This window comes from Streptomyces sp. NPDC090083, from assembly GCF_044747445.1.
In the GTDB taxonomy this organism is placed as follows: Bacteria; Actinomycetota; Actinomycetes; order Streptomycetales; family Streptomycetaceae; genus Streptomyces.
In genome coordinates, this window is the sequence record NZ_JBIVED010000011.1 from 146,003 (window position 1) to 166,721 (window position 20,719).

General features: G+C 71.4%; 21 protein-coding genes and 1 pseudogene. 13 read left to right on the forward strand and 9 right to left on the reverse strand.

The window, feature by feature from the left end:
- Positions 1 to 53 precede the first annotated feature (53 nt).
- Entirely contained in the window at positions 54 to 1,010 is a 957-nt protein-coding gene (locus ACIPTO_RS32655; RefSeq protein ID WP_401198142.1) for a TerC family protein, read from the forward strand.
- Positions 1,011 to 1,127: 117 nt separating this feature from the next.
- The gene (locus tag ACIPTO_RS32660; protein WP_401198144.1) at positions 1,128 to 2,009 is read left to right on the forward strand and encodes an LLM class F420-dependent oxidoreductase; all 882 of its coding nucleotides are present in this window, start codon (positions 1,128 to 1,130) and stop codon (positions 2,007 to 2,009) included.
- 73 nt (positions 2,010 to 2,082) lie between these two features.
- On the opposite strand, the gene ACIPTO_RS32665 is transcribed toward ACIPTO_RS32660, so the two are convergent.
- Positions 2,083 to 2,646, reverse strand: coding sequence for an NADPH-dependent FMN reductase (locus tag ACIPTO_RS32665; RefSeq protein WP_366322935.1), 564 nt, complete (start codon positions 2,644 to 2,646; stop codon positions 2,083 to 2,085).
- A 104-nt stretch (positions 2,647 to 2,750) separates the two neighbouring features.
- Between ACIPTO_RS32665 and ACIPTO_RS32670 the strand changes: the two genes are divergently transcribed.
- Positions 2,751 to 3,431: a TetR/AcrR family transcriptional regulator gene (locus ACIPTO_RS32670; protein WP_366322986.1), complete on the forward strand. Its 681-nt coding sequence runs from the start codon at positions 2,751 to 2,753 to the stop codon at positions 3,429 to 3,431.
- 61 nt (positions 3,432 to 3,492) lie between these two features.
- Here ACIPTO_RS32670 and ACIPTO_RS32675 read toward each other — a convergent pair whose 3' ends face one another.
- Both ACIPTO_RS32675 and ACIPTO_RS32680 read right to left on the reverse strand, forming a co-directional pair.
- Positions 3,493 to 4,632 (reverse strand): FAD-dependent oxidoreductase, encoded by a 1,140-nt coding sequence (locus tag ACIPTO_RS32675; protein WP_401198148.1) that lies wholly within the window; start codon positions 4,630 to 4,632, stop codon positions 3,493 to 3,495.
- Between the two features lie 58 nt (positions 4,633 to 4,690).
- Positions 4,691 to 5,377 carry a TetR/AcrR family transcriptional regulator gene (locus ACIPTO_RS32680; RefSeq protein WP_401198150.1) on the reverse strand — a complete coding sequence of 229 codons (687 nt, stop codon included), beginning with the start codon at positions 5,375 to 5,377 and terminating at the stop codon, positions 4,691 to 4,693.
- 140 nt (positions 5,378 to 5,517) lie between these two features.
- On the opposite strand from ACIPTO_RS32680, the gene ACIPTO_RS32685 reads away from it, so the two are divergent.
- Together ACIPTO_RS32685 and ACIPTO_RS32690 are read left to right on the forward strand one after the other, a co-directional pair.
- Positions 5,518 to 6,552 (forward strand): LacI family DNA-binding transcriptional regulator, encoded by a 1,035-nt coding sequence (locus ACIPTO_RS32685; RefSeq protein WP_401198408.1) that lies wholly within the window; start codon positions 5,518 to 5,520, stop codon positions 6,550 to 6,552.
- A 216-nt stretch (positions 6,553 to 6,768) separates the two neighbouring features.
- Positions 6,769 to 8,205 carry an aldehyde dehydrogenase family protein gene (locus ACIPTO_RS32690; protein ID WP_401198153.1) on the forward strand — a complete coding sequence of 479 codons (1,437 nt, stop codon included), beginning with the start codon at positions 6,769 to 6,771 and terminating at the stop codon, positions 8,203 to 8,205.
- Between the two features lie 59 nt (positions 8,206 to 8,264).
- On the opposite strand, the gene trxA is transcribed toward ACIPTO_RS32690, so the two are convergent.
- Positions 8,265 to 8,651 carry a thioredoxin gene (gene trxA, locus ACIPTO_RS32695; RefSeq protein ID WP_328826880.1) on the reverse strand — a complete coding sequence of 129 codons (387 nt, stop codon included), beginning with the start codon at positions 8,649 to 8,651 and terminating at the stop codon, positions 8,265 to 8,267.
- Positions 8,652 to 8,774: 123 nt separating this feature from the next.
- Between trxA and ACIPTO_RS32700 the strand changes: the two genes are divergently transcribed.
- Positions 8,775 to 10,205 (forward strand): dihydrolipoyl dehydrogenase family protein, encoded by a 1,431-nt coding sequence (locus ACIPTO_RS32700; RefSeq protein WP_401198158.1) that lies wholly within the window; start codon positions 8,775 to 8,777, stop codon positions 10,203 to 10,205.
- A gap of 95 nt (positions 10,206 to 10,300) precedes the next feature.
- Here the strand turns inward: ACIPTO_RS32700 and ACIPTO_RS32705 are convergent, their stop codons facing one another.
- On the reverse strand, positions 10,301 to 10,945 hold the full coding sequence (locus tag ACIPTO_RS32705; protein WP_401198160.1) for a peptide deformylase: 645 nt from the start codon (positions 10,943 to 10,945) through the stop codon (positions 10,301 to 10,303).
- A gap of 163 nt (positions 10,946 to 11,108) precedes the next feature.
- On the opposite strand from ACIPTO_RS32705, the pseudogene ACIPTO_RS32710 reads away from it, so the two are divergent.
- Positions 11,109 to 12,501, forward strand: a pseudogene (locus ACIPTO_RS32710) (PepSY-associated TM helix domain-containing protein).
- Between the two features lie 73 nt (positions 12,502 to 12,574).
- Here ACIPTO_RS32710 and ACIPTO_RS32715 read toward each other — a convergent pair.
- The 3 genes from ACIPTO_RS32715 to ACIPTO_RS32725 form a co-directional block, all read right to left on the reverse strand.
- Positions 12,575 to 12,922 carry a tetratricopeptide repeat protein gene (locus tag ACIPTO_RS32715; protein ID WP_366322950.1) on the reverse strand — a complete coding sequence of 116 codons (348 nt, stop codon included), beginning with the start codon at positions 12,920 to 12,922 and terminating at the stop codon, positions 12,575 to 12,577.
- 89 nt (positions 12,923 to 13,011) lie between these two features.
- Positions 13,012 to 13,458 carry a MarR family transcriptional regulator gene (locus ACIPTO_RS32720; RefSeq protein ID WP_401198163.1) on the reverse strand — a complete coding sequence of 149 codons (447 nt, stop codon included), beginning with the start codon at positions 13,456 to 13,458 and terminating at the stop codon, positions 13,012 to 13,014.
- Positions 13,455 to 13,937 (reverse strand): MarR family winged helix-turn-helix transcriptional regulator, encoded by a 483-nt coding sequence (locus ACIPTO_RS32725; RefSeq protein WP_401198165.1) that lies wholly within the window; start codon positions 13,935 to 13,937, stop codon positions 13,455 to 13,457. The genes ACIPTO_RS32720 and ACIPTO_RS32725 overlap by 4 nt, the downstream gene beginning before the upstream one ends.
- Before the next feature lie 236 nt (positions 13,938 to 14,173).
- Between ACIPTO_RS32725 and ACIPTO_RS32730 the strand changes: the two genes are divergently transcribed.
- Positions 14,174 to 15,139 carry a pirin family protein gene (locus tag ACIPTO_RS32730; protein WP_401198168.1) on the forward strand — a complete coding sequence of 322 codons (966 nt, stop codon included), beginning with the start codon at positions 14,174 to 14,176 and terminating at the stop codon, positions 15,137 to 15,139.
- A gap of 203 nt (positions 15,140 to 15,342) precedes the next feature.
- Entirely contained in the window at positions 15,343 to 15,681 is a 339-nt protein-coding gene (locus ACIPTO_RS32735) for a thioredoxin family protein (RefSeq protein ID WP_366324095.1), read from the forward strand.
- 229 nt (positions 15,682 to 15,910) lie between these two features.
- Here the strand turns inward: ACIPTO_RS32735 and ACIPTO_RS32740 are convergent, their stop codons facing one another.
- Positions 15,911 to 16,957: a LacI family DNA-binding transcriptional regulator gene (locus ACIPTO_RS32740; RefSeq protein ID WP_401198171.1), complete on the reverse strand. Its 1,047-nt coding sequence runs from the start codon at positions 16,955 to 16,957 to the stop codon at positions 15,911 to 15,913.
- A gap of 155 nt (positions 16,958 to 17,112) precedes the next feature.
- Between ACIPTO_RS32740 and ACIPTO_RS32745 the strand changes: the two genes are divergently transcribed.
- The 4 genes from ACIPTO_RS32745 to ACIPTO_RS32760 all read left to right on the forward strand — a co-directional run bounded on the left by ACIPTO_RS32745 (position 17,113) and on the right by ACIPTO_RS32760 (position 20,616).
- Positions 17,113 to 18,246 (forward strand): substrate-binding domain-containing protein, encoded by a 1,134-nt coding sequence (locus ACIPTO_RS32745; RefSeq protein ID WP_401198410.1) that lies wholly within the window; start codon positions 17,113 to 17,115, stop codon positions 18,244 to 18,246.
- 167 nt (positions 18,247 to 18,413) lie between these two features.
- Positions 18,414 to 19,448 carry an ABC transporter permease gene (locus tag ACIPTO_RS32750; protein ID WP_366324101.1) on the forward strand — a complete coding sequence of 345 codons (1,035 nt, stop codon included), beginning with the start codon at positions 18,414 to 18,416 and terminating at the stop codon, positions 19,446 to 19,448.
- Positions 19,445 to 20,230 (forward strand): ATP-binding cassette domain-containing protein, encoded by a 786-nt coding sequence (locus ACIPTO_RS32755; RefSeq protein ID WP_366324103.1) that lies wholly within the window; start codon positions 19,445 to 19,447, stop codon positions 20,228 to 20,230. The genes ACIPTO_RS32750 and ACIPTO_RS32755 overlap by 4 nt, the downstream gene beginning before the upstream one ends.
- Positions 20,231 to 20,322: 92 nt before the next feature.
- Complete coding sequence (locus ACIPTO_RS32760; protein ID WP_366324105.1) at positions 20,323 to 20,616, forward strand: antibiotic biosynthesis monooxygenase family protein; 294 nt, start codon at positions 20,323 to 20,325, stop codon at positions 20,614 to 20,616.
- Positions 20,617 to 20,719: the final 103 nt, after the last annotated feature.

Below are 20,719 nucleotides of genomic sequence, written 5' to 3' on the forward strand. Positions count from 1 at the left end.
GGGCCACCCCATGTGGCGCCCCACACGCCGTTCCCGCACCAGGAGCACCACCCGTGACCATCTCCCTGACCGTCTGGCTGCTGACGATCGCCGCCCTGTGCGCCCTCGTCGGCGTCGACTTCCTCATCGGCCGCACACCCCACGACGTGTCCATCAGAGAAGCCGCCGTCTGGACCGTCGTCTGGGTCGTCCTGGCCTGCCTGTTCGGCCTGGGACTGCTCTTCCACGGCGGCAGCGGGCCCACCGGCGAGTTCTTCGCCGGGTACATCACCGAGAAGTCGCTGAGCGTCGACAACCTCTTCGTCTTCGTCCTGATCATGGGCAAGTTCGCGGTGCCCTCGCAGTACCAGCAACGCGTGCTGATGGTCGGCGTGCTCGTCGCGCTCGTGCTGCGCGCCGGGTTCATCGCGGCCGGTGCCGCGATCATCTCCACCTTCTCCTGGGTCTTCTACCTCTTCGGCGCGTTCCTGATCTGGACCGCCTGGAAGCTCGTCCAGGACGCCCGCAAGGGCCACGGGCACGACGAGACCGAGGAGTACGAGGAGAACAAGCTCCTCAGGATCGCCGAACGCCGCTTCGGTGTCGCCGACCGCTACCACGGCACCAAGCTGTGGATCCGGGAGAACGGCAAGCGGGTCATGACCCCGATGCTGGTCGTGATGCTCGCCATCGGCTCCACCGACGTCCTCTTCGCGCTCGACTCCATCCCCGCGATCTACGGCCTGACCCAGGACCCGTACATCGTGTTCACCGCCAACGCCTTCGCCCTGATGGGCCTGCGCCAGCTGTACTTCCTCATCGGCGGCCTGCTGAAGAAACTCGTGCACCTCAGCTACGGCCTCTCGGTCATCCTCGGCTTCATCGGCGTCAAGCTGGTGCTGCACGCCCTGCACGAGTCCGGCGTGCACGTCCCGGAGATCTCGATCCCCTTCTCGCTCGGCTTCATCGTGCTCGTCCTCGCGGTGACGACGTTCACCAGCCTGCGCGCCACGAGGGACCGGGAGACGTGACCCGCCGTCGAGCCGCAGGCGTGGAGGTTGACTTCGAGAGCGCTCGAAGACCTACCGTCACGAGGGAAGGCGAAGGTCCGTGAGGACCGGGCAGCGGACGTGACGAGGGAGTCGGGCATGCGGGTCGGCGTACACATCAACCGGTTCAACCATTCCGGAGGTCCCGCGGCGATCGGGCCCGAGCTGGCCGCGTCGGCGGTCGCGGCGGAGGCGGCGGGCGTCAGCTGGCTCTCGGTGATGGACCACTACTTCCAGATGGAGTTCAACGGCGGCGCCGAGGACGCCATGCTGGAGGCCTACACGACGCTCGGCTTCCTGGCCGGGAACACCTCCACGGTCCGTCTCGGCGCGCTGGTGACCGGTGTGACGTACCGCAATCCGGGGCTGCTCGCGAAGATCGCCACCACGCTCGACGTGCTGTCCGGCGGCCGGGCCACGCTGGGCATCGGGGCGGCCTGGTACGACCGCGAGCACCACGGACTCGGCGTGCACTACCCGCCGCTCGCGGAGCGTTTCGAGCGGCTGGAGGAGACCCTGCGGATCTGTCTGCAGATGTGGGACCCGGAGGCGAACGGCCCCTTCGAGGGCAAGCACTACCGCCTCGCCGAGACCCTCTGCGTGCCCGCGCCGGTCAGCAGCCCGCACCCCGAGATCATGATCGGCGGCAGCGGGGAGAAGAAGACCCTGCGGCTGGTCGCCCAGTACGCCGACGCCTGCAACCTGATCGTGTCGACCCCGGACGAACTGCGGCACAAGCTCGGCGTGCTGCGCGGGCACTGCGACACGCTGGGGCGGGACTACGACCGTATCCGCAAGACGATCGTGCACACCGGCGAGTCGGTGACCACGGGTGACCTGGACGCGTTCCTGCGCGAGATCGACGGCTTCACCAAGCTGGGCGTCGACACGGTGATCCTCGGCCCGCGCACGGGCGAACCGGCCGAGTGGATCGAGCGGTTCGTGGCGCCCGCGGTGCCGCGGCTGGCCGAACTGGACTGACCGGAGAGGCCGTCGCGAGACGAAGGGGCCGGAGTCCGGGCGGACTCCGGCCCCTTCACGCGCGGTGCCTGGATCAGGCGGCGACGACCTCGCCCGCGTGGCCCTTCAGCGCGGAGAGGACCTCGGTCAGCTGGGACACGACCTCGGCGTCCTCGGACGGGTGGGTCTCGGCGAAGCGGGTCACGGAACCGGGGATCGAGAGCTTGAGCTCCTCGATGACCTTGCCACCGGCGATGCCGACGGCCTTGCGGGCCTCGTCCTGCGCCCACACGCCGCCGAACTGGCCGTAGGCGGTGCCGACCACGACGACCGGCTTGCCGCCGAAGCCGCTGGCGCCGTAGGGGCGGGACAGCCAGTCGATGGCGTTCTTCAGGACGGCCGGGATCGTGCCGTTGTACTCGGGGGAGAAGAAGAGGAACGCGTCGGCGGCACCGGCGGCCTCACGGAGCTTGGCGGCGGCGGCCGGAACGTTGCCCTCGACGTCGATGTCCTCGTTGTAGAACGGGATGTCGGCGAGACCCTCGAAGATCTCGATGTCGGCGCCCTCGGGCGCGAACTTCACCGCGGCCTCGGCGAGCTGGCGGTTGTGCGAACCGGCACGCAGGCTGCCGACGAGCGCGAGGATACGAACAGACATGGGGGACTCCAAGAGGGGGGCTGAAACACTGCCGTTACGATCCGGACCGAGGTCCGTTTAGATTTGTATCAGGCTAAGCGGACCGCGGTCCAGTTTTGTTCCTAGTGCTTTACGCTGTCTTCATGTCCAGCGCCCTGCCGCCCTTTCCGAAGCCCGAGGAGTCCATAAGCGAGCCCCAGTTGCTGGAGGTCCGCTCCTTCGCCGACGAGCCCTGCCTGCGCGCCGACGCGGCCCGCAACCGCGCCAAGCTGCTGGAGGCGGCCGCCCGGCTGATCGCCGAGCACGGGGTGGCCGGCGTGACCATGGAGGCCGTGGCCGCCGCCGCCGAGGTCGGCAAGGGCACGGTCTTCCGCCGCTTCGGCGATCGCACCGGTCTGCTCATGGCCCTGCTCGACCACTCCGCGCAGACGCTCCAGGCCGACTTCCTCGGCGGCCCGCCCCCGCTGGGCCCCGGCGCCCCGCCGGTCGAGCGGCTGCGGGCGTTCGGAGTGGCCGTGCTGTACCGCTCCGCCGAGCAGCTGGACCTGCAGCTGGCCGCACAGCCGGAACCCACCCGCCGGTTCGCGCACTCCGCACTCCGCGCACTGCGCACACATGTCACGGTGCTCCTTCGGCAGATCGTGCCGGACGCGGACTGCGAGCTGCTGTCCCACACGCTCATGGCCTCTCTGGACCCTGCCCTCATCCACCATCTGACACGGCAGTGCGGTATGCCCATGGAGCGGCTGGAGACCGGCTGGATCGACCTGGTCGACCGGGTGACGGGGACTCAGGCGCCGCGCTGAGCAAGCCGGTTGGACCGGGCGCGGCCCAACCACCCTGCCGGGTCGGCCTGTTGAACCCCGCTCAACCCCCCTGGCTCGCGAAGAAGTCCAGCATCCCCTGCGGTGCGTCCTCGCGGAACATCAGCGTGCCGTTGGCCGCGGACCCCGCCGCCGACTCCCCGGCGCGCGGGAACAGCGTCGCCTCGTAGGCGGCGAGTGCGGCCTCGGTGTCGTCGGGGTGGGCGGCGAGGGCCCGGCCCAGGTCGGCGGCGTCGATCATGGCGAGATTGGCGCCCTCGCCCGCGAACGGTGACATCACGTGGGCCGCGTCGCCCAGCAACGTCACCCCGGGCACCCGCTCCCAGCGGTGCCCGACCGGCAGGGCGTGGATCCGGCGCGGGACCAGCGCCCCGTCGGCGTCGGTGACCAGGGCCCGCAGGCTCTCGTCCCAGCCCTCGAAGTGCTTCAGGACGTACGCCTTGGCGGCCTCGGTGTCCGTGAAGTCGACGCCGTCGAACTCGTCCTCCGGGACGGTGAGCGCCACGTAGACGTGCAGGCTGCCGTCGGTCTCGCGGTGGGCAAGGAAGCCCTGGCCCGCGCCGAGCGCGAAGAGCATGCCGCCGCCCACGACCTCGGCGCTCGCCGGATGCCGGGCATCGGCCTCCAGCAGGTCCAGTTCGGCGAACGAGATGCCGGTGTACGAGGGCCGCGCGTCCGAGAGCAGGGGCCGTACCGCGGACCAGGCGCCGTCGGCGCCGATCAGCAGGTCGGTGGTGAAGACGGAACCGTCCGAGAGGGTGACCTCGTGCCGGCCCTCGCCCAGCGCGCGCACGTCGGTGACCCGCGCGCCCCAGCGGACCGTGTTCTCGGGCAGGCCGTCGAGCAGCAGGTCGCGCAGGTCTCCGCGGTCGACCTCGGGGCGCTCCCCGTCCTCGTCGTCGGCCTCCTCCAGCCGGACGGTGCCGTGCTGGTCCAGGATGCGCATGGCCTGACCGCCGGGGTGGATCAGCTTCCGGAACTCGTCGTGCAGCTGCGCCGCGCGCAGCGCCTCCTGGCCGGTGTCGTCGTGGATGTCGAGCATGCCGCCCTGGGTGCGCGCGGCGGGGGAGTCGTCCCGTTCGAGGACGGCGGACTCGATGCCGTTCACGTGCAGGACCCGGGCGAGCGTGAGCCCGCCGAGTCCGCCGCCGATGATCGCGACGGGGTGGTGGAGGGTGGTCATGGTGAACCTCCTTGAAAGGGAAGGGACTTGAGGGGAGTTGAGGGGAGTTGAGGGGGCGTCAGTCCGGTACGGCGGTCCGCTCGATGCCGGTGATGAGCGCCTGGATCCGCCAGGAGAGGCGGGCCTCGTGCGCCCCGGAGAGCAGGTCGCCGGAGAGCGCGGCGATGTGCGGGTGGGTCCGGTCGGACACCCGGCGCAGGGCGCCGGTCAGGGCGTCCCAGTCGTCCTGGGCGGTGTCCTGCGCCGGGTCCTCCACCGCGTGCTCCGCGGCCGTCGCCGTGGCCTGCTGGAGCAGCAGGTCCACGCCCCACGCCGCCTGCGCGGGCGGGACGCCTCCCTCGTCGAGCAGGGTCAGCAGGGTCTCGATCAGGTTCAGGTAGTGCGGGCCGCTGGGCCAGGCGGTCAGTGCCGAACGGGCGAGGCTCGGGTGCTCGAAGAGCATCCCGGTGTAGGCCGTGAGCACCTGCTCCAGCCGCTCGCGCCAGGAACCCTCCGCCGGGACGGGCCCGATCGTGCCGAGCAGTTCGTCCAGTACCGCCGCGTGCAGCTCCGCGGTGTTGCGGACGTACACGTACAACGAGGCCGGGCCGGTGTCGAGCTCCTGGGCCAGCCGCCGCATGGTCACCTTCCGCAGACCGTCGGCGCGGAGCACCGCCACCGCGGCGGCGACGATGGCCTCCCTGCTCAGGGCGGGTTTCGCCGGCCGTTCACGGCGGCTGCGCGGGGAGTCGGGGCGAGCTGTCATGCCTCGACGGTAACGAACATGTTCGCTCCGAACAAGTTCGTGACGAACATGTTCGTAAAAACCCGGACCATGTTGCCCTCGTGACGACCGTTCCCCCGCCGCACTGCGGGGCCCCGGCTTCTGCCAAGATGCCGTACGTCATGGTGCAGATACCGAAAACGCCCGAAGCCCCGTCCCCCGCACCGCGCTCCGTGCCCACGAGTGCCGATGTGGCCCGCCTGGCCGGCGTCTCACGCGCGACCGTCTCCTACGTCCTCAACAACACCAGCGCCGTACGGATCAGCGAACCCACCCGCCGCCGCGTCCACGAGGCCGCCAAGGAACTCGGCTACGTCCCCCACGCGGCGGCCCGCAGCCTGCGCGCCGGACACAGCCGCATGGTGCTGATGCCCGCGCCGACCGTTCCGGTGGGCCTGCTCTACAGCAAGTTCATCAACGACCTGCAGTGGGCGCTCGGCCGCCTCGACTACACGGTCGTCCAGCACGGCTCCGTCGGGCTGCACGGCGACGAGGCCGCCCGCGCCTGGGCCGAACTCCGCCCGGTGGCCGTGCTGGTGCCCGGCGCCGGACTCGGCCCCGAGAGTGTCGCAGTCCTCAAGCGCTCCGGCGCGCGGGCCGTCCTCACCCTCGGCCCCGAGAAGGTCGAGGGCGCCCACGCCCTCCTCCTCGACCACGAGGCCGTCGGCCGCCAGGCGGGCCTGCACCTGTACGGCCGCGGCCGGCGCCGGATCGGCGTGGTCGTCCCCGAGGAACCCGGCCTGGAGGCGTTCTCCCGCCCCCGCCTCGAAGGGGTGCGGCGCGCCCTGCTCGGCACGGACGCGACGACCACCGAACTCCCGCTCGGCTACAGCGAGGAGAGCGCCGCCCGGGTCGCCCTGCGCTGGCGCGACCTCGGCCTCGACGCGGTGTTCGCGTACAACGACGAGTACGCGATGCTCCTGATGCGCGCCCTCCAGGACGAGGGCATCCGCATTCCCGAGGAGACGGCCGTGATCGGCGCCGACGACCTCATGATCGGCCGTCTGCTGCGCCCTCGCCTGAGCACCGTCCGCCTCCAGCTCCCCTCCGGCCGCGACCTCGCCGAACTCGTCGACAACGCGGTGCAGGAGCCGGGCGGTGCACCGGGCACGCATGAGCTGCTCGGCGCGTCGGTGGTGCATCGCGAGTCCAGCTGACCGGGGCCGCGAAACGGCCGTACCGGACTAGGATGTTGCACGCTCAACCATGATGTTGCACGCTCAACCAGACAGGGATGCGTGCGACACCGGACGCGGCTCCCACGGCCGTGTCCGGAAGAGCGCATCCCGTCGCGCGGCCGTCCAACCGGCCGCGCCGACACGGGACTTGCGCTGCCCGGGTGGGTCCCGCCGGTAACGGATCGGAGAACCGCCATGACGCTGCTCGACCCCAAGACCTGGCAGTCCCGCCCCCTGTCGGGCCCCGAGTACCCGGTCACCGAGCCCGCCACCGGCGACACGCTCGGCACCGTCACGCTCGCCGCCGCCGAGGACGTCCGCACCGCCGTGGCGGCGGCCCGCGGCGCGCAGGCCGCATGGGCACGCCTCCCGCACTTCGTCCGCGCCGGTGTGCTGCGCAAGGCCGGTGACCTGTTCGCCGCGCACGCCGAGGAGTTGCGCGAGTGGATCGTGCGCGAGTCCGGCTCGATCCCCGGCAAGGCGGACTTCGAACTGCACGTGGCCGCCCAGGAGTGCTACGAGGCCGCCGCTCTCGCCTCCCGCCCGGCCGGCCAGGTGCTGCCCACGGAGGCGCCCCGGCTGTCGTACACCCGGCGCGTCCCGGTCGGGGTCGTCGGCGTGATCGCACCCTTCAACGCCCCGCTGATCCTCTCCATCCGCTCGGTCGCCCCGGCGCTCGCGCTCGGCAACGGGGTCGTCCTCAAGCCGGACCCGCGCACCGCGGTCTGCGGCGGGCTCTCGCTCGCGGCGGTCTTCGCGGAGGCGGGCCTGCCCGAGGAACTGTTCCAGGTCCTGCCGGGCGGTGCGGAAACGGGCGCGGCCCTGGTCGCCGACCCGCAGGTCCCGGTGATCTCCTTCACCGGCTCAACCGCCGCCGGGCGCGCGGTGGGTGAGGCGGCGGGGCGTCATCTCAAGCGCGCGCACCTGGAGTTGGGCGGGAACTCGGCCCTGATCGTGCTGGCGGACGCCGACCTGGACGCGGTGATCTCGACGGCCGCCTGGGGTTCGTTCTTCCACCAGGGCCAGATCTGCATGACGACCGGCCGCCATCTCGTGCACGAGTCGCTGTACGACGAGTACGTCGAACGCCTCGCCGCCAAGGCCGACCTGCTCGCCGTCGGCGACCCGCACCGCGCACAGGTCCACCTCGGCCCGATCATCGACGGGGCCCAACTGGCCAAGATCCACGGCCTCGTCGAGGCCAGCACCGCCAAGGGAGCCAGGCTCGCGGCCGGCGGCACGCACGAGGACCTCTTCTACCGGCCGACCGTCCTCGCGGGGGTGGACGACGAAAGCCCCGCCTACACGGAGGAGGTCTTCGGCCCGGTCGCGCCGGTACGGTCCTTCGCCACCGCGGACGAGGCGGCGGCGCTGGCCGCGGCGGGGCCGTACGGACTGTCGCTCGGCATCGTCACGCGCGACAGCGCCCGCGGCCTCGACCTGGCGGAACGCATCCCGACCGGGATCGTCCACATCAACGACCAGACCGTCAACGACGAGGCCGTCGCCCCCTTCGGCGGGGTCGCCGCGTCCGGCACCGGCGCCCGCTTCGGCGGCGAGGCCAACCTGGAGGCCTTCACCGACGTGCGCTGGACGACGGTGCGCGGGGACGTGGCGTCGTACCCGTTCTGAGGTCCGGAGAACGGGACCTGGAGGAAGACCCGGAGAAACGGTCCCCGAGTCCCCGGGGCCTACTGACCGTTCTGCTCGGCCTGCGCCTGCTGCTCGGCGACCGACTTGCGGACCTCGTCCATGTCGAGCTTGCGGGCCTGGCCGATGACGTCCGTCAGGGCGGCCTCCGGCAGGGCACCGGGCTGGGCGAACACGGCCACGCGGTCACGGACGATCATCAGCGTCGGGATCGACTGGATGCCGAAGGCCTGCGCCAGCTCGGGCTGGGCCTCCGTGTCGATCTTGCCGAAGACGAGGTCCGGGTTCTCCTCGGCGGCCTTCTCGTAGACCGGGGCGAACTGACGGCACGGCCCGCACCAGGACGCCCAGAAGTCGATCAGCACGAAATCGTTGTCCGTGACCGTCTGGTCGAAGTTGTCCTTGGTGAGCTCCACGGTGCTGCTCATGACGTACATCCCTCTTCCTCGATGTGGGGGGCGAAGCCGTCCCGGACAACACGGTCGTCCGGTCCCGTATTCCGCGCCCCTACCCGTGTGGCCTCGGCGCACACCACCCAGCAGACTGACCCCATGACGGAAACGGAATCCAACGTGTACGACGTCGTGGTGCTCGGGGCCGGGCCCGTGGGGGAGAACGTCGCCGACCGCACCCGTGCGGCCGGCCTCTCCACCGCGATCGTGGAGAGCGAACTGGTCGGCGGAGAGTGCTCGTACTGGGCGTGCATGCCCAGCAAGGCCCTGCTGCGCCCGGTCATCGCCCGCGCCGACGCCCGCCGCGTACCCGGCCTCGGCCACCTCGTCCAAGGCCCCCTCGACACCTCCGCGGTCCTCGCCCACCGCGACTACGAGACCTCGGGCTGGAAGGACGACGGCCAGGTCCAGTGGCTCGACGGCATCGCCGCCGACCTCTACCGCGGCCACGGCCGCCTCGACGGCCCCCGCACGGTGACGGTCACGGGCCCCGACGGCGTACGGCACGTCCTCACCGCACGGCACGCCGTCGCGGTCTGCACCGGCACCCGCGCCCTTCTGCCCGACCTGCCCGCCCTCGCCGACGTCAAGCCGTGGACCAGCCGCGAGGCCACCAGCGCCCAGGCCGCGCCCGGCCGGCTGATCGTGGTCGGCGGCGGAGTCGTCGCCGTGGAGATGGCCACCGCCTGGCAGGCACTGGGCTCCCAGGTCACCCTCCTCGTCCGCGGCAAGGGCCTGCTGCCCCGCATGGAGCCGTTCGCCGGCGAACTGGTCGCCGACGCGCTCGCCGAAGCGGGCGTCGACCTGCGCACGGGCACGTCCGTCACCTCGGTGACCCGCGAGAACGGCACCGTCGTCGCCGTCACCGACGGCGGCGACCGCATCGAGGGCGACGAGATCCTCTTCGCCACCGGACGCGCCCCGCAGACCGACGACATCGGCCTCGACACGATCGGCCTGGCACCGGGCTCCTGGCTCACGGTGGACGACACCCTGCGCGTCCAGGACAGCGACTGGCTGTACGCGGTCGGCGACGTCAACCACCGCGCCCTCCTCACCCACCAGGGCAAGTACCAGGCCCGCATCGCGGGCGCCGCCATCGCCGCCCGCGCCGAGGGCGTCCCGCTCCTGGAGACCGACCCGTGGGGCGCCCACGCGGCCACCGCCGACCACGACGCCGTACCCCAGGTCGTCTTCACCGACCCGGAGGCCGCGTCCGTCGGCCTCTCCCTCGCCGAGGCGGAAGCGGCCGGCCTCCGCGTCCGCGCCGTCGACGTCGAGTTCGCCTCGGTGGCGGGCGCGGGCCTCTACGCCGACGGCTACCGAGGCCGCGCCCGCATGATCGTCGACCTGGACGACGAGATCCTCCGCGGCGTCACCTTCGTGGGCCCCGGCGTGGGCGAACTGATCCACTCGGCCACGATCGCCGTCGCCGGCCAGGTCCCGATCAACCGCCTGTGGCACGCGGTCCCGTCCTACCCGACGATCAGCGAGGTGTGGCTGCGGCTGCTGGAGGCGTACCGGGGCTGACACCCCGGCCTGCCGCCACGTAACCCAACACGCCTGATCCCCAGGCCGGTTGACGGCCGGTCAGCCGACGGCCGGACAGCCGGCCGGCCGATTCCCTACGGCAGCTCGAAGCCGAGCGCAGCCGACGCCGCATCCGGTGTCGGCTGCGCCCAGCGCTCCGCCATCGCCTCGTTCGAGGACAGCGAGCGCAACTCCGCCCGGTCCAGGTAGAGCATCCCGTCGAGATGGTCCGTCTCGTGCTGGACGATCCGCGCGGGCCACCCGGTGAACACCTCGTCCACCGCCCGCCCGTGCTCGTCGAGGCCGGTCAGCCGCACCGACGCGTGCCGCGCGACGACCGCCTGCCAGCCCGGAACGCTCAGGCATCCCTCGAAGAACGCGGCCCGCTCCTCGCCGACGGTCTCGTACCGCGGATTGACCAGCACCCGGAACGGCTGCGGCACCCGCCCGCGCGCCGCCCGCACCTCGTCCGACCCCGGGGCCGGATCCTCGATCACCGCGATCCGCAGCCCCACCCCGACCTGTGGGGCCGCGACGCCCACCCCCGGCGCGGCATGCATGGTCACGCGCAAGGCCTCGACGAACCGGGCCAGCAGCGCGGGCTCCAGCTGGCCGTCGAAGGGCTCGGTGACCCTCCTGAGCACCGGATCTCCGGCCGAGACGATGGGCAACGGGCCTTCTACGGCGAGGAGTTCCTCGATCCGTTCGGCCAGGGGTGCGCGATCACTGGGAAGTGCCATCGCGCCAGGATGCCATGGCCGCCGACCCAGTCCGATGTGACCCACGCCACGCGAAGCCACGGGAACTCGCGGCCTCCACGCGCCGACTACTGGACCACCAAGGCCCGACACATCACCCGCCCGACCCCGTCCCCCCCCTCCTCGCCCCCGGAGAGACCTGCCCATGTCCACCGCTCCCTCGACCACCACGGCCGAGGCCCCGCAAGAGCCCGCCCCGGCACCGTCCCCCAGCCGCTGGGCCCCGCTGCGCCCCCTCGTCCTGCGGCTGCACTTCTACGCCGGAGTCCTCGTCGCGCCGTTCCTGCTCGTCGCCGCGGCCACCGGCTTCCTGTACGCCGGCGCCTTCCAGGCCGAACGGCTCGTGTACGCCCATGAGTTGACCGTCCCCGTCGGCGACCGCGAGCTGCCGATCTCGCAGCAGGTCACCGCCGCCCGCACGGCCCACCCCGAGGGCACGGTCTCGGCGGTACGGCCGTCCCCCGAGGCCGGTGCCACCACCCGCGTGATGCTCTCCGGCGTCAAGGGGATCGCGGCGGACCACACCCTCGCGGTGTTCGTCGACCCGTACACCGGCAAGGTCCGCGGCGCGCTCGAACAGTACGGTTCGACGGGCGCGCTCCCGCTGCGCACCTGGATCGACGAATTCCACCGCGATCTCCACCTCGGCCAAACCGGCCGTCTCTACAGTGAGTTGGCCGCGAGCTGGCTGTGGGTCATCGCGGGCGGCGGCCTGGTGCTGTGGTTCTCCCGGCGCCGCGCGCTGCGCAAGGTGCGCGGCACGAGCGGTCGCCGCCGCACCCTCGGCCTGCACGGCACGGTCGGCGTCTGGGCCGCCGTGGGCTTCATCTTCCTGTCGGCGACCGGACTGACCTGGTCGACCTACGCGGGCGCCAACATCGACCAACTCCGCACCTCCCTGGGCCAGTCCACGCCCTCGGTGTCGGCGGCGGCGGGCGGCGAGCACGCGGGGCACGGCGGTTCCGCCGCGACCGGCGACGCCCAGCACGGCGTGGGACTCGACAGGATCCTCGCCCGCCGCACGCGCCGAGGGGCTCGGCAACCCCGTCGAGATCGTCCCGCCCGCCGACGCGAACTCCGCGTACGTCGTCCGGCAGGTGCAGCGCAGCTGGCCGGAGAAACAGGACGCGGTCGCCGTCGACCCGGCCACCGGCAAGGTCACCGACGAACTCCGTTTCGCGGACTACCCGTTGCTCGCCAAACTGACCCGCTACGGCATCGACCTGCACACCGGCGTCCTCTTCGGCCTCGTCAACCAGCTGGCCCTGATGCTGCTCGCGGGTTCCCTGATCCTGCTCATCGTGTGGGGCTACCGCATGTGGTGGCAGCGCGGCCGGGGTTCGTCCTTCGGCCGTCCGATACCGCGCGGGGCGTGGGCCCAGATGCCCCCGCTGCTCCTCGTCCCGTGCCTGGCGGCGATCGCCGTACTCGGCTATTTCGTACCGCTGTTGGGGATCCCGCTGGCCGCGTTCATCGCCGTGGACGTGGCGCTGGGCGAGATCGCGCACCGCCGGGGGAGCCGGACGTACGCCAAGTAGCGGCGTGCCGGGGTACGCGAGGGGCCCGGTTCCTGACCGGAACCGGGCCCCTGTCGATGCGAGCCGCGGAGTCTCAGACCTGCTCGAAGTCGCCCGCGAGCGCCGAGGCGATCCGCAGGTGCGAACCCGCCTCCTCGTGCCGCCCCTGCCGCTCCAGCGTGCGGCCGAGCATCAGCCGGGCGTAGTGCTCCACCGGGTCACGCTCGACCAGGACGCGCAACTCGGCCTCGGCGCGCCGCAGTTGGGCCGAGTGGTAGTAGGAGCGCGCCAGCAGCAGGCGCGGCCCGGTCTGCTCGGGCACCTCCTCGACCAGCCCGTCCAGCACCCGCGCCGCCGCGGCGTAGTCCTTCGCGTCGAAGAACATCCGCGCGCGCTCCCAACGCTCCGCCGGTGTTCCGTGGTCGTAGTACGTCATGTCCACTTGACCTCCTTCGAGCTGCACAACGGACCGGGTTGGTTGAATATTCCACTACCTCTCCGGCCGTCGCGCTCGCCCCGCGTCCCGGCGTCTCAGCTGCCGGCGGCGGCCAGTTCCGCGTTCGCCCGCTCGGTGACCAGGGTCAGCACGCGGCCGGCGGCGAGGAGGTCCGCCTCGGGGATGCCGCCCCAGATCCTGGCGCTCGCGACACTCGTCTCCTGGGTGATCCGTTCGTACAGGGCTCGGCCCGTGTCCGTGATCCGCACGTCGGACGCGTCCGCCGCGAGGAGCCCGGACGCGATGAGGCCGTCGATGGTGCCCCGCACGGAGTCCTCGTCGGCCTTGAGGGCCGCGACGGTGTCCGCGGTGAGCCGGGCGCGGCCGACGGGCGCGGCGGCCAGGGCGACCGGCCGCAGGACGATCTGCTGCTGGAAGCCGAGGCCCTGGCGGGCGAGGACGCTCTCCAGGACGGCGCGGGCGGCGTAGTGGGCCAGGCCGAGCGCGCGGGCGTCCGCGGGGGCCGTGGTGGTCGAGGTCATGGCTGCTCCTTCTCGTGCTCACTCGTGTGGTCCAGAGGTGTGTCGAGCAGGGTCGTCAGATCCCGGCCGAACTCCCGGGCCCGTGCGCTGTCGAGCCCGCCGAGCGGCTCCAGCAGCTGTTCCAGGAGTCCGTGGACGACCGTGATCGCCCGCCGGGTCACCTCGCGGCCCTGCTCGGTGAGGGCCAGTTGGATCGCGCGGGGGTCGCGGGGGTCCCGGGCGCGCTCGACGAGACCCGCCGCCTCCAGAGCGCGGGCCAGCTTCGAGACGTAGAGCGCCTCCAGGCCGGTGTGGTCGGCGAGGTGCCGCTGACTGGGGCGCAGCCCGGAGTGCTGCATGCCGTACAGCGACGCCACCAGGGAGTACTGCGCATGGGTCAGCCCCAGGGGCGCCACCGCGCGGTCGACGGCCACGCGCCACTTCATCGACAGCCGCCAGACCAAAAAACCGGGCGTCGCGCCCTCGGGTACCGTGCTCATGCTCGATACAGTACATGGCTACTATGTCCATGGCTACTATTTCCGACCGGCAAGACGGCGGAACGGTGAAGAGGCGAAGAGGCGAAGAGGAAGAACGGCGGGACGCCAGAAGGGCAGAACGGCAGAACGGAAAGGAGGCAGGGGGACGGTGGGCGGGAGCACGGGGTGCGGGGCGCGGGAAGGTGCGGGGGACTCACGGCCTGACGGAACGGCTCCGGCGGGGCTAGGTTGTCGCCATGAGCAATCTTGATCGCGAAGCGGTTCCGGCCCTGTGCGGCGGCCGCGGTTTCGTGGTGGCGGAGCCCGTCCGTGAACTCCTCAGCCCGCGCCGGGTACAGCTCGGCGCCTCCACCGAAGTCCGCCGCCTGCTGCCCAACCTGGGCCGCCGTATGGTCGGCGCCTGGTGCTTCGTCGATCACTACGGCCCCGACGACATCGCCGACGAGCCCGGCATGCAGGTGCCCCCGCACCCCCACATGGGCCTGCAGACGGTGAGCTGGCTGCACGAGGGCGAGGTGCTGCACCGCGACTCGACCGGCAGCGTCGCCACGATCCGCCCGCGCGAACTGGGCCTCATGACCTCCGGCCGCGCGATCAGCCACGCCGAGCAGAGCCCGAAGACCCACGCGCGCTTCCTGCACGGCGCGCAGCTGTGGGTCGCGCTCCCCGACAGCGACCGGCACGTCGAGCCGCACTTCGAGCACCACGCCGAACTGCCCGTCGTCACCGCGCCGGGCCTGCGCGCCACGATCGTCCTCGGCGACGTCGACGGGGCGACCTCGCCCGGTACGACGTACACCCCGATCGTCGGCGCGGACCTGGCCCTCGCCGCCGGAGCGGACGTACGCCTGCCGCTGGAACCCGACTTCGAGTACGCCGTCCTCGCCATGTCCGGCGAGGCCCACGTCGACGGCGTCCCCGTCCTCCCCGGCTCGATGCTCTACCTCGGCTGCGGCCGCACCGAACTCCCGCTGCGCGCCGCTTCGGACGCGGGCCTGATGCTGCTGGGCGGCGAGCCGTTCGACGAAGAGCTGATCATGTTCTGGAATTGGATCGGGCGGTCCCAGGAGGAGATCGCGCAGGCGCGGGAGGACTGGATGACGGGGTCGCGGTTCGGTGAGGTGAAGGGGTACGAGGGTGCTCCGCTGCCCGCGCCGGAGTTGCCGCCCGTGGGGTTGAAACCTCGCGGGCGAGTGCGCTGAACTGCGGATACGTCTGAGTGCGGGTGGCGTTGACGGTGATCAGGAGGGTGACCACGTCGCGTTCGACCCGGTTGCCGATCTGACGCGGGTCCCACCCTGACAGTGCGTTCAGCGCACGCCAGCGGGGTTCGCCGGGGCCGCCGCGGCGCACCGCGCGGGAGATGATGGGGCGGGAATGACGGAACGCGAGATCAGAGGCTTCCATGGCGAAGCGGGTTCACCAACCCCGTGAGGACGCGGAGTTCGACTTCATCCTCGGGATGAGCGGAGTCCCGGTCCTCGCGTACTTCATCGGGACATGGCCCAAGGCGGTGGAGCCCTGCCGGGCGATGGACCTCGTCATGGGCGGGATCGCCGACGACTCCACGGGCCGTGTGACGGTCGTCCGCGCCGACATCACGCGGTGCCCGGCCGCGACCGAGCGATACGGGATCACCGGAGCCCCGTCCTACGTCCTGCTGAAGGAGGGAGAGGCCGTGGCACGCGCCACGGGGCTCATGACCGTCGCCGAGGCGCGGGAGTTCTTGCACGGCCACCTCTGAACGGCCGTGCCGCACGCGCCGGTTCAGCAACCACGCGCTGGCGCGGGCGTATCCGGCGACCGGCTCGCCGTGCAGACCTCCGGCAGCGGCCGTCGTCACAGTCCTACGCCACTCCGCGACCCCGCCACACTGTCCTGCCCTGTCCCGCCCGCGCGACGGCGGTGTGCCGGTCGGCGCCCCGACCGCCGCAGGGCCTCCGTGGCCCCCGTCCCTCGTTTCCCGCGGCGGCCTACCCTCCGGCCCTGATCTCCCCGGACCCCCGCTCGATCAGCCGGGTCGGCACGGTGACGGTGCGGGTGGGGGACTGGTCGCCGTCGAGTCTGCGGAAGAGTGTCTCGGCGGCCGTCCTGCCCACCTGCTCGGTGTCCTGGGCGATGACGGAGATGCCGGGGCTGAGGACGTCGGCCAGCGGGAAGTCGTCGAAGCCGACGTGGGCGACGCCGTGTTCGAGGCCGAGGGCGCGCAGTGCGCGGACGGCTCCGATGGTGACCAGGTTCTGGCTGGTGAACAGTGCCGTGGGCGGGTCCGGCAGTGCGAGGACCCGCTTGGTCGCGGCGATGGCGGCGGCCTCGCTGGCCCCCGCGTGGTGGACGAGTTCGTCGTCGTAGGCGATGTGCGCCAGTTCCAGGGCGTGCCGGTAGCCGTCGAAACGCTGGGCGGCGGTGAAGATGGTCGCCCGGTCGCCGAGGTAGGCGATCCGGCGGTGGCCGGCCTTCAGCAGGTGGTCCACGGCGGTGATGGCGCCCTGGCGGTTGTCGGAGACGACGCTGTCCGCGTCGAGCAGGCTGGGTTCGCGGTCGACGAAGACCATGCAGGTGCCCGAACGCTGCTCACTGATCAGGTAACTGTGGTCGTGGCCGGCCGGGACGATCACCAGCCCGTCGACCCGCCGGTCGATGAGCGCGCGGGCCAACTCCCTTTCCCGGTCCGGGTTCTCGTCCAGGCTGCCGACCAGGACGAGGACTCCGCGTTCGCGGGCCACGTTCTCGACGGTGCGGGTGAGGGCGGCCGAGAAGGGGTTCGCGGCGTCCTCGACGAGCATGCCGATCATCGAGGTCCGGCCGTCTCCGCGGCGCAGGCTGCTGGCGGTCAGGTTGGGCCGGTAGCCGAGTCTGTCGGCCGCCTCGCGCACCCGGGCGGCGATGGCCGGATCGACGGTGGGGACCTCGTTGACCACGCGCGACACCGTCTTGATGGCCACGCCGGCCAGCGCCGCCACCTCACGCATGGTGGGGCGGCTGCGGGGGGACCGCGAGGGCGGTTCGCCCAGAGTCATCGTTGTCTCCCACTGATTCTGCGTTACCTACTCGTTGCCCACGCATGTCTACCAGTGCCTTGACGGGCTCGTCCACGCGGGCCCACTATCCCGTCCAGTCAACGTTGTCTCAACGTCGACCTCGGGACGGCTCCGAAAGGGATCAAGCCATGAACATGTCCACGAACATGTCCACCAGCCACGCGTCGGTCCGACGCGGCAGGCGCACCCGGGCGGCGGCGGTCGGCATCACCGTATGCCTCGGCGTCACCCTCGCGGCCTGCGGTTCCTCCGACGGAAGCTCCTCATCGTCCGGGTCGGGCGGCGGCGGCAAGGTGGGTGTGTCGCTGATCCTGAAGACGCTGAGCAACCCCTACTTCGTGAGCATGGAGAAGGACGCCAAGACCCAGGCCGGCAAGGACAACGTGAGCCTCACGGTGGCGGCGGGCACCACCGACGGCGACACCCAGACCCAGATCACCGCCATCGACAACGCCATCTCGCGCGGCGACAAGGGCATCCTGATCACCACCAACGGCGACGCGGTGAACACCGCCCTGAAGCGGGCCAAGCAGGCCGGCCTCTTCGTGATCGCCCTCGACACCGCGCCGAACCCGGCGAACGTCGCGGACATCACCTACGCCACCGACAACGAGCAGGCCGGCAAGCTCGACGGCCAGTACGCGGCGGCGGCCCTCGACGGCAAGCCCGCGGTCATCGCCATGCTCGACCTGTTCAACAACCAGGTCGTCAGCGTCGACATCGACCGCGACCACGGCTTCCTGGAGGGCATGGGCATCGACCCGGGCAGCAAGACCGAGAACGGCAAGGAGGCCAAGTCCGGGAAGTACACCGGCGGCAAGGGCGGCACGTACACGATCGCCTGCCACCAGCCCACCCAGGGCGCCATCGACGGCGGACGCACGGCGATGGAGAACTGTCTGTCGGCCAACCCGGACATCAACGTGGTCTACGCGATCAACGAACCGGCGGGCGAGGGCGCGTACAACGCGCTGAAGGCGGCGGGCAAGGAGAAGAACGTCGCGATCTACGCGATCGACGGCAGCTGCTCCGGCCTCAAGAACGTCACCAGCGGCAAGTTCGCCGCGGACGCCGTGCAGTACCCGGGCAAGATGGCCGCCCTCGGCGTCAGCTCCATCGCCAAGCTGGCCCGCGGCGGCAGCAAGCCGGACGTGACCAGCGGCAAGACGTTCTACGACACCGGCACGGCCCTCGTCGCGGCCAAGGCCGTCAGCGGCATCACGGTCCAGTCCCCGTCGCAGGCCGCCTCCGCCTGCTGGGGCGGCTGACCCGCTCCGAGCCGGGTGCGCCGTCGGCTCCGGCCCCGGCCCCGGCGGCGCACCCGCACCCCATGAGCCCCGAGCACGGACGAAGGCCCGCACGAGGGCTCACACACAGGCCCGCACACAGGCCCGCACGAAGGTCCGCACGAGGGAATGAACCGGAAGGATCCCCTGTGACCACCCACGTGGACAGCAAGGCCACACCGGCACCGGCGGAGGAGTTCCTCAACCGGCCCGCCACACCGGCCCAGCGCATACACGCGGTGCTGCACCGTCAGCCGGCGCTCAGCCCGGCGATCGTCCTGGTGCTCGCCGCGATCGTGTTCTCCCTGGTCAACGAGCGCTTCTACGCCCTCCAGAACCTGTCGCTCGTCGCCCAGCAGGTGGCTGTCGTCGGCTCGCTCGCCGTCGGCCAGACCGTCATCATCCTCACTGCCGGCATCGACCTGTCCATCGGCGCGGTCATGGTGCTCTCCTCGCTGCTGATGTCGAAACTCGTCGCGGACAACCACCTGCCGGGCGTGCTGGCCCTGCTCGCCGGAGCGGTCGTCGCCATCGCCGCGCAGGTGGTCAACGGACTGCTGGTCACCAAGATCAAGCTGCCCCCGTTCATCGTCACCCTGGGCACCCTCAGCGTGTTCACCGCGATCACCCTGATCTACGCCAAGGGCCAGACCGTCTCCCTGGAACCGGGCAACATCCTCATGTGGAGCGCCGACACGATCTCCATCGGCCAACTCAACCTGACCACCGGTGTCCTGCTCATGATCGGCCTGTACGTGGTGATCGGCTACGCGCTGCGCTACACCGCCTGGGGCCGCCACCTGTACGCCGTCGGCGACGACATCGAGGCCGCCCGGCTGGCCGGCATCTCCGTCAACCGGGTCCTGCTGAGCGCCTACATGGTCGGCGGTTTCGCCATCGCCGTGGGCGCCTGGATCCTGGTCGGCCGGGTCGGCGGCGGGGACCCCAACAGCGGTCTCAACGCCAACCTCCAGTCCATCACCGCCGTGGTCATCGGCGGCACCAGCCTCTTCGGCGGACGCGGCGTGGTGATCGGCTCGCTGATCGGCGCTCTCATCGTCCAGGTCTTCGTCAACGGCCTCGCGCTGGCCGGCATCGACCCCAACTACCAAGTCCTCGCGGTCGGCATCCTGGTGATCGCGGCCGTCTCCGTCGACCAGTGGATCCGGAGCGTGAAGTCGTGACGACCGCCACCGCCACCCCCGTCCTTCAGGCCAAGGGCCTGGTCAAGGTGTTCGGCAGGGTCGTCGGCCTCGACGACGTCGACCTCACGCTCCACGCCGGCGAGGTCCTCGCCGTCATCGGGGACAACGGCGCCGGCAAGTCGACCCTGATCAAGTGCCTGTCCGGCGCCCTCGTCCCGGACCGGGGCAGCATCCTCGTCGACGGGAAGGAGGTCGCCTTCAAGCGGCCTCAGGACGCCCGCGAGTCCGGCATCGAGACCGTCTACCAGACCCTCGCCGTCGCCCCGGCGCTGGACATCGCCAGCAACCTGTTCCTCGCCCGCGAGATCCGCCGCAAGGGCGTGCTCGGCTCGGTGTTCCGGATGCTCGACACCGGCGAGATGAAGAAGCAGGCGTCCGACCACATCAAACGGCTCGGCATCAGCACCCTGCAGAACATCAACCAGGCGGTGGAGACCCTCTCCGGAGGCCAGCGCCAGTCCGTGGCCGTCGCCCGCGCGGGTGCCTTCGGCGGCCGGGTCGTCATCCTCGACGAGCCCACCGCCGCCCTCGGCGTCCGGGAGACCGGTCAGGTGCTCAAGCTCGTCCGCGACCTGCGCGACCAGGGCCTCGGCGTCATCCTGATCAGCCACAACATGCCCAACGTCTTCGACGTGGCCGACCGCATCCACATCCAGCGGCTCGGCGGCTGCGCCGGGGTCATCACCCCGAAGTCCCACTCCATGGAAGACGCGGTCGCCATCATGACGGGCGCGAAGAAGCTGGTCGCGGAGACCGGCTGACGGCACGTGGAGGCGCAGTACCGACGCCGTTCAACCCCCTCCATGCCCACGCCCACGCGCACGCCCACACCACGCGAGGACTCGACACCATCGTGAAGAAGACCCTGTACGCCGAATTCACCGCTCGCGAAGGGGCGCAGGACGACGTGGCCCGCCTGCTGGGGGACTACGCCCGGAAGGTCCGCGAGGAGGACGGCAACCTCGCCTTCGACGTCTACACCAAGGCATCCGACCCACGTGCCTTCTGGATCTTCGAGGTGTACCGCGACGACGACGCCTTCCGGACGCATGTGAAGGCTCCCTACGGCGCCCCGTTCAACGCGGCCCTCGCCCCGCTGATCGAGGAGGACGCCTCCGCGCTGACGTTCCTCGACGAACTGGACTGAGGAGGGTGTCCATCATCGGTCTGTGACGGCCGAGTCGGGCACCCTCTTGACCGCACGGCAGGGCACGGCGACGACGGGACCGGCGCGACTCCGTCCTGCGCCG

Bases quoted from the DNA above. Each gene is read 5' to 3' on its own strand.
- ACIPTO_RS32660 (WP_401198144.1), top strand. From the start codon at position 1,128: ATGCGGGTCGGCGTACACATCAACCGGTTCAACCATTCCGGAGGTCCC.
- ACIPTO_RS32665 (WP_366322935.1), bottom strand. From the start codon at position 2,646: ATGTCTGTTCGTATCCTCGCGCTCGTCGGCAGCCTGCGTGCCGGTTCG.
- ACIPTO_RS32675 (WP_401198148.1), bottom strand. From the start codon at position 4,632: ATGACCACCCTCCACCACCCCGTCGCGATCATCGGCGGCGGACTCGGC.
- ACIPTO_RS32680 (WP_401198150.1), bottom strand. From the start codon at position 5,377: ATGACAGCTCGCCCCGACTCCCCGCGCAGCCGCCGTGAACGGCCGGCG.
- ACIPTO_RS32685 (WP_401198408.1), top strand. From the start codon at position 5,518: ATGGTGCAGATACCGAAAACGCCCGAAGCCCCGTCCCCCGCACCGCGC.
- ACIPTO_RS32690 (WP_401198153.1), top strand. From the start codon at position 6,769: ATGACGCTGCTCGACCCCAAGACCTGGCAGTCCCGCCCCCTGTCGGGC.
- trxA (WP_328826880.1), bottom strand. From the start codon at position 8,651: ATGAGCAGCACCGTGGAGCTCACCAAGGACAACTTCGACCAGACGGTC.
- ACIPTO_RS32700 (WP_401198158.1), top strand. From the start codon at position 8,775: ATGACGGAAACGGAATCCAACGTGTACGACGTCGTGGTGCTCGGGGCC.
- ACIPTO_RS32705 (WP_401198160.1), bottom strand. From the start codon at position 10,945: ATGGCACTTCCCAGTGATCGCGCACCCCTGGCCGAACGGATCGAGGAA.
- ACIPTO_RS32720 (WP_401198163.1), bottom strand. From the start codon at position 13,458: ATGACCTCGACCACCACGGCCCCCGCGGACGCCCGCGCGCTCGGCCTG.
- ACIPTO_RS32725 (WP_401198165.1), bottom strand. From the start codon at position 13,937: ATGAGCACGGTACCCGAGGGCGCGACGCCCGGTTTTTTGGTCTGGCGG.
- ACIPTO_RS32730 (WP_401198168.1), top strand. From the start codon at position 14,174: ATGAGCAATCTTGATCGCGAAGCGGTTCCGGCCCTGTGCGGCGGCCGC.
- ACIPTO_RS32735 (WP_366324095.1), top strand. From the start codon at position 15,343: ATGGCGAAGCGGGTTCACCAACCCCGTGAGGACGCGGAGTTCGACTTC.
- ACIPTO_RS32740 (WP_401198171.1), bottom strand. From the start codon at position 16,957: ATGACTCTGGGCGAACCGCCCTCGCGGTCCCCCCGCAGCCGCCCCACC.
- ACIPTO_RS32745 (WP_401198410.1), top strand. From the start codon at position 17,113: ATGTCCACGAACATGTCCACCAGCCACGCGTCGGTCCGACGCGGCAGG.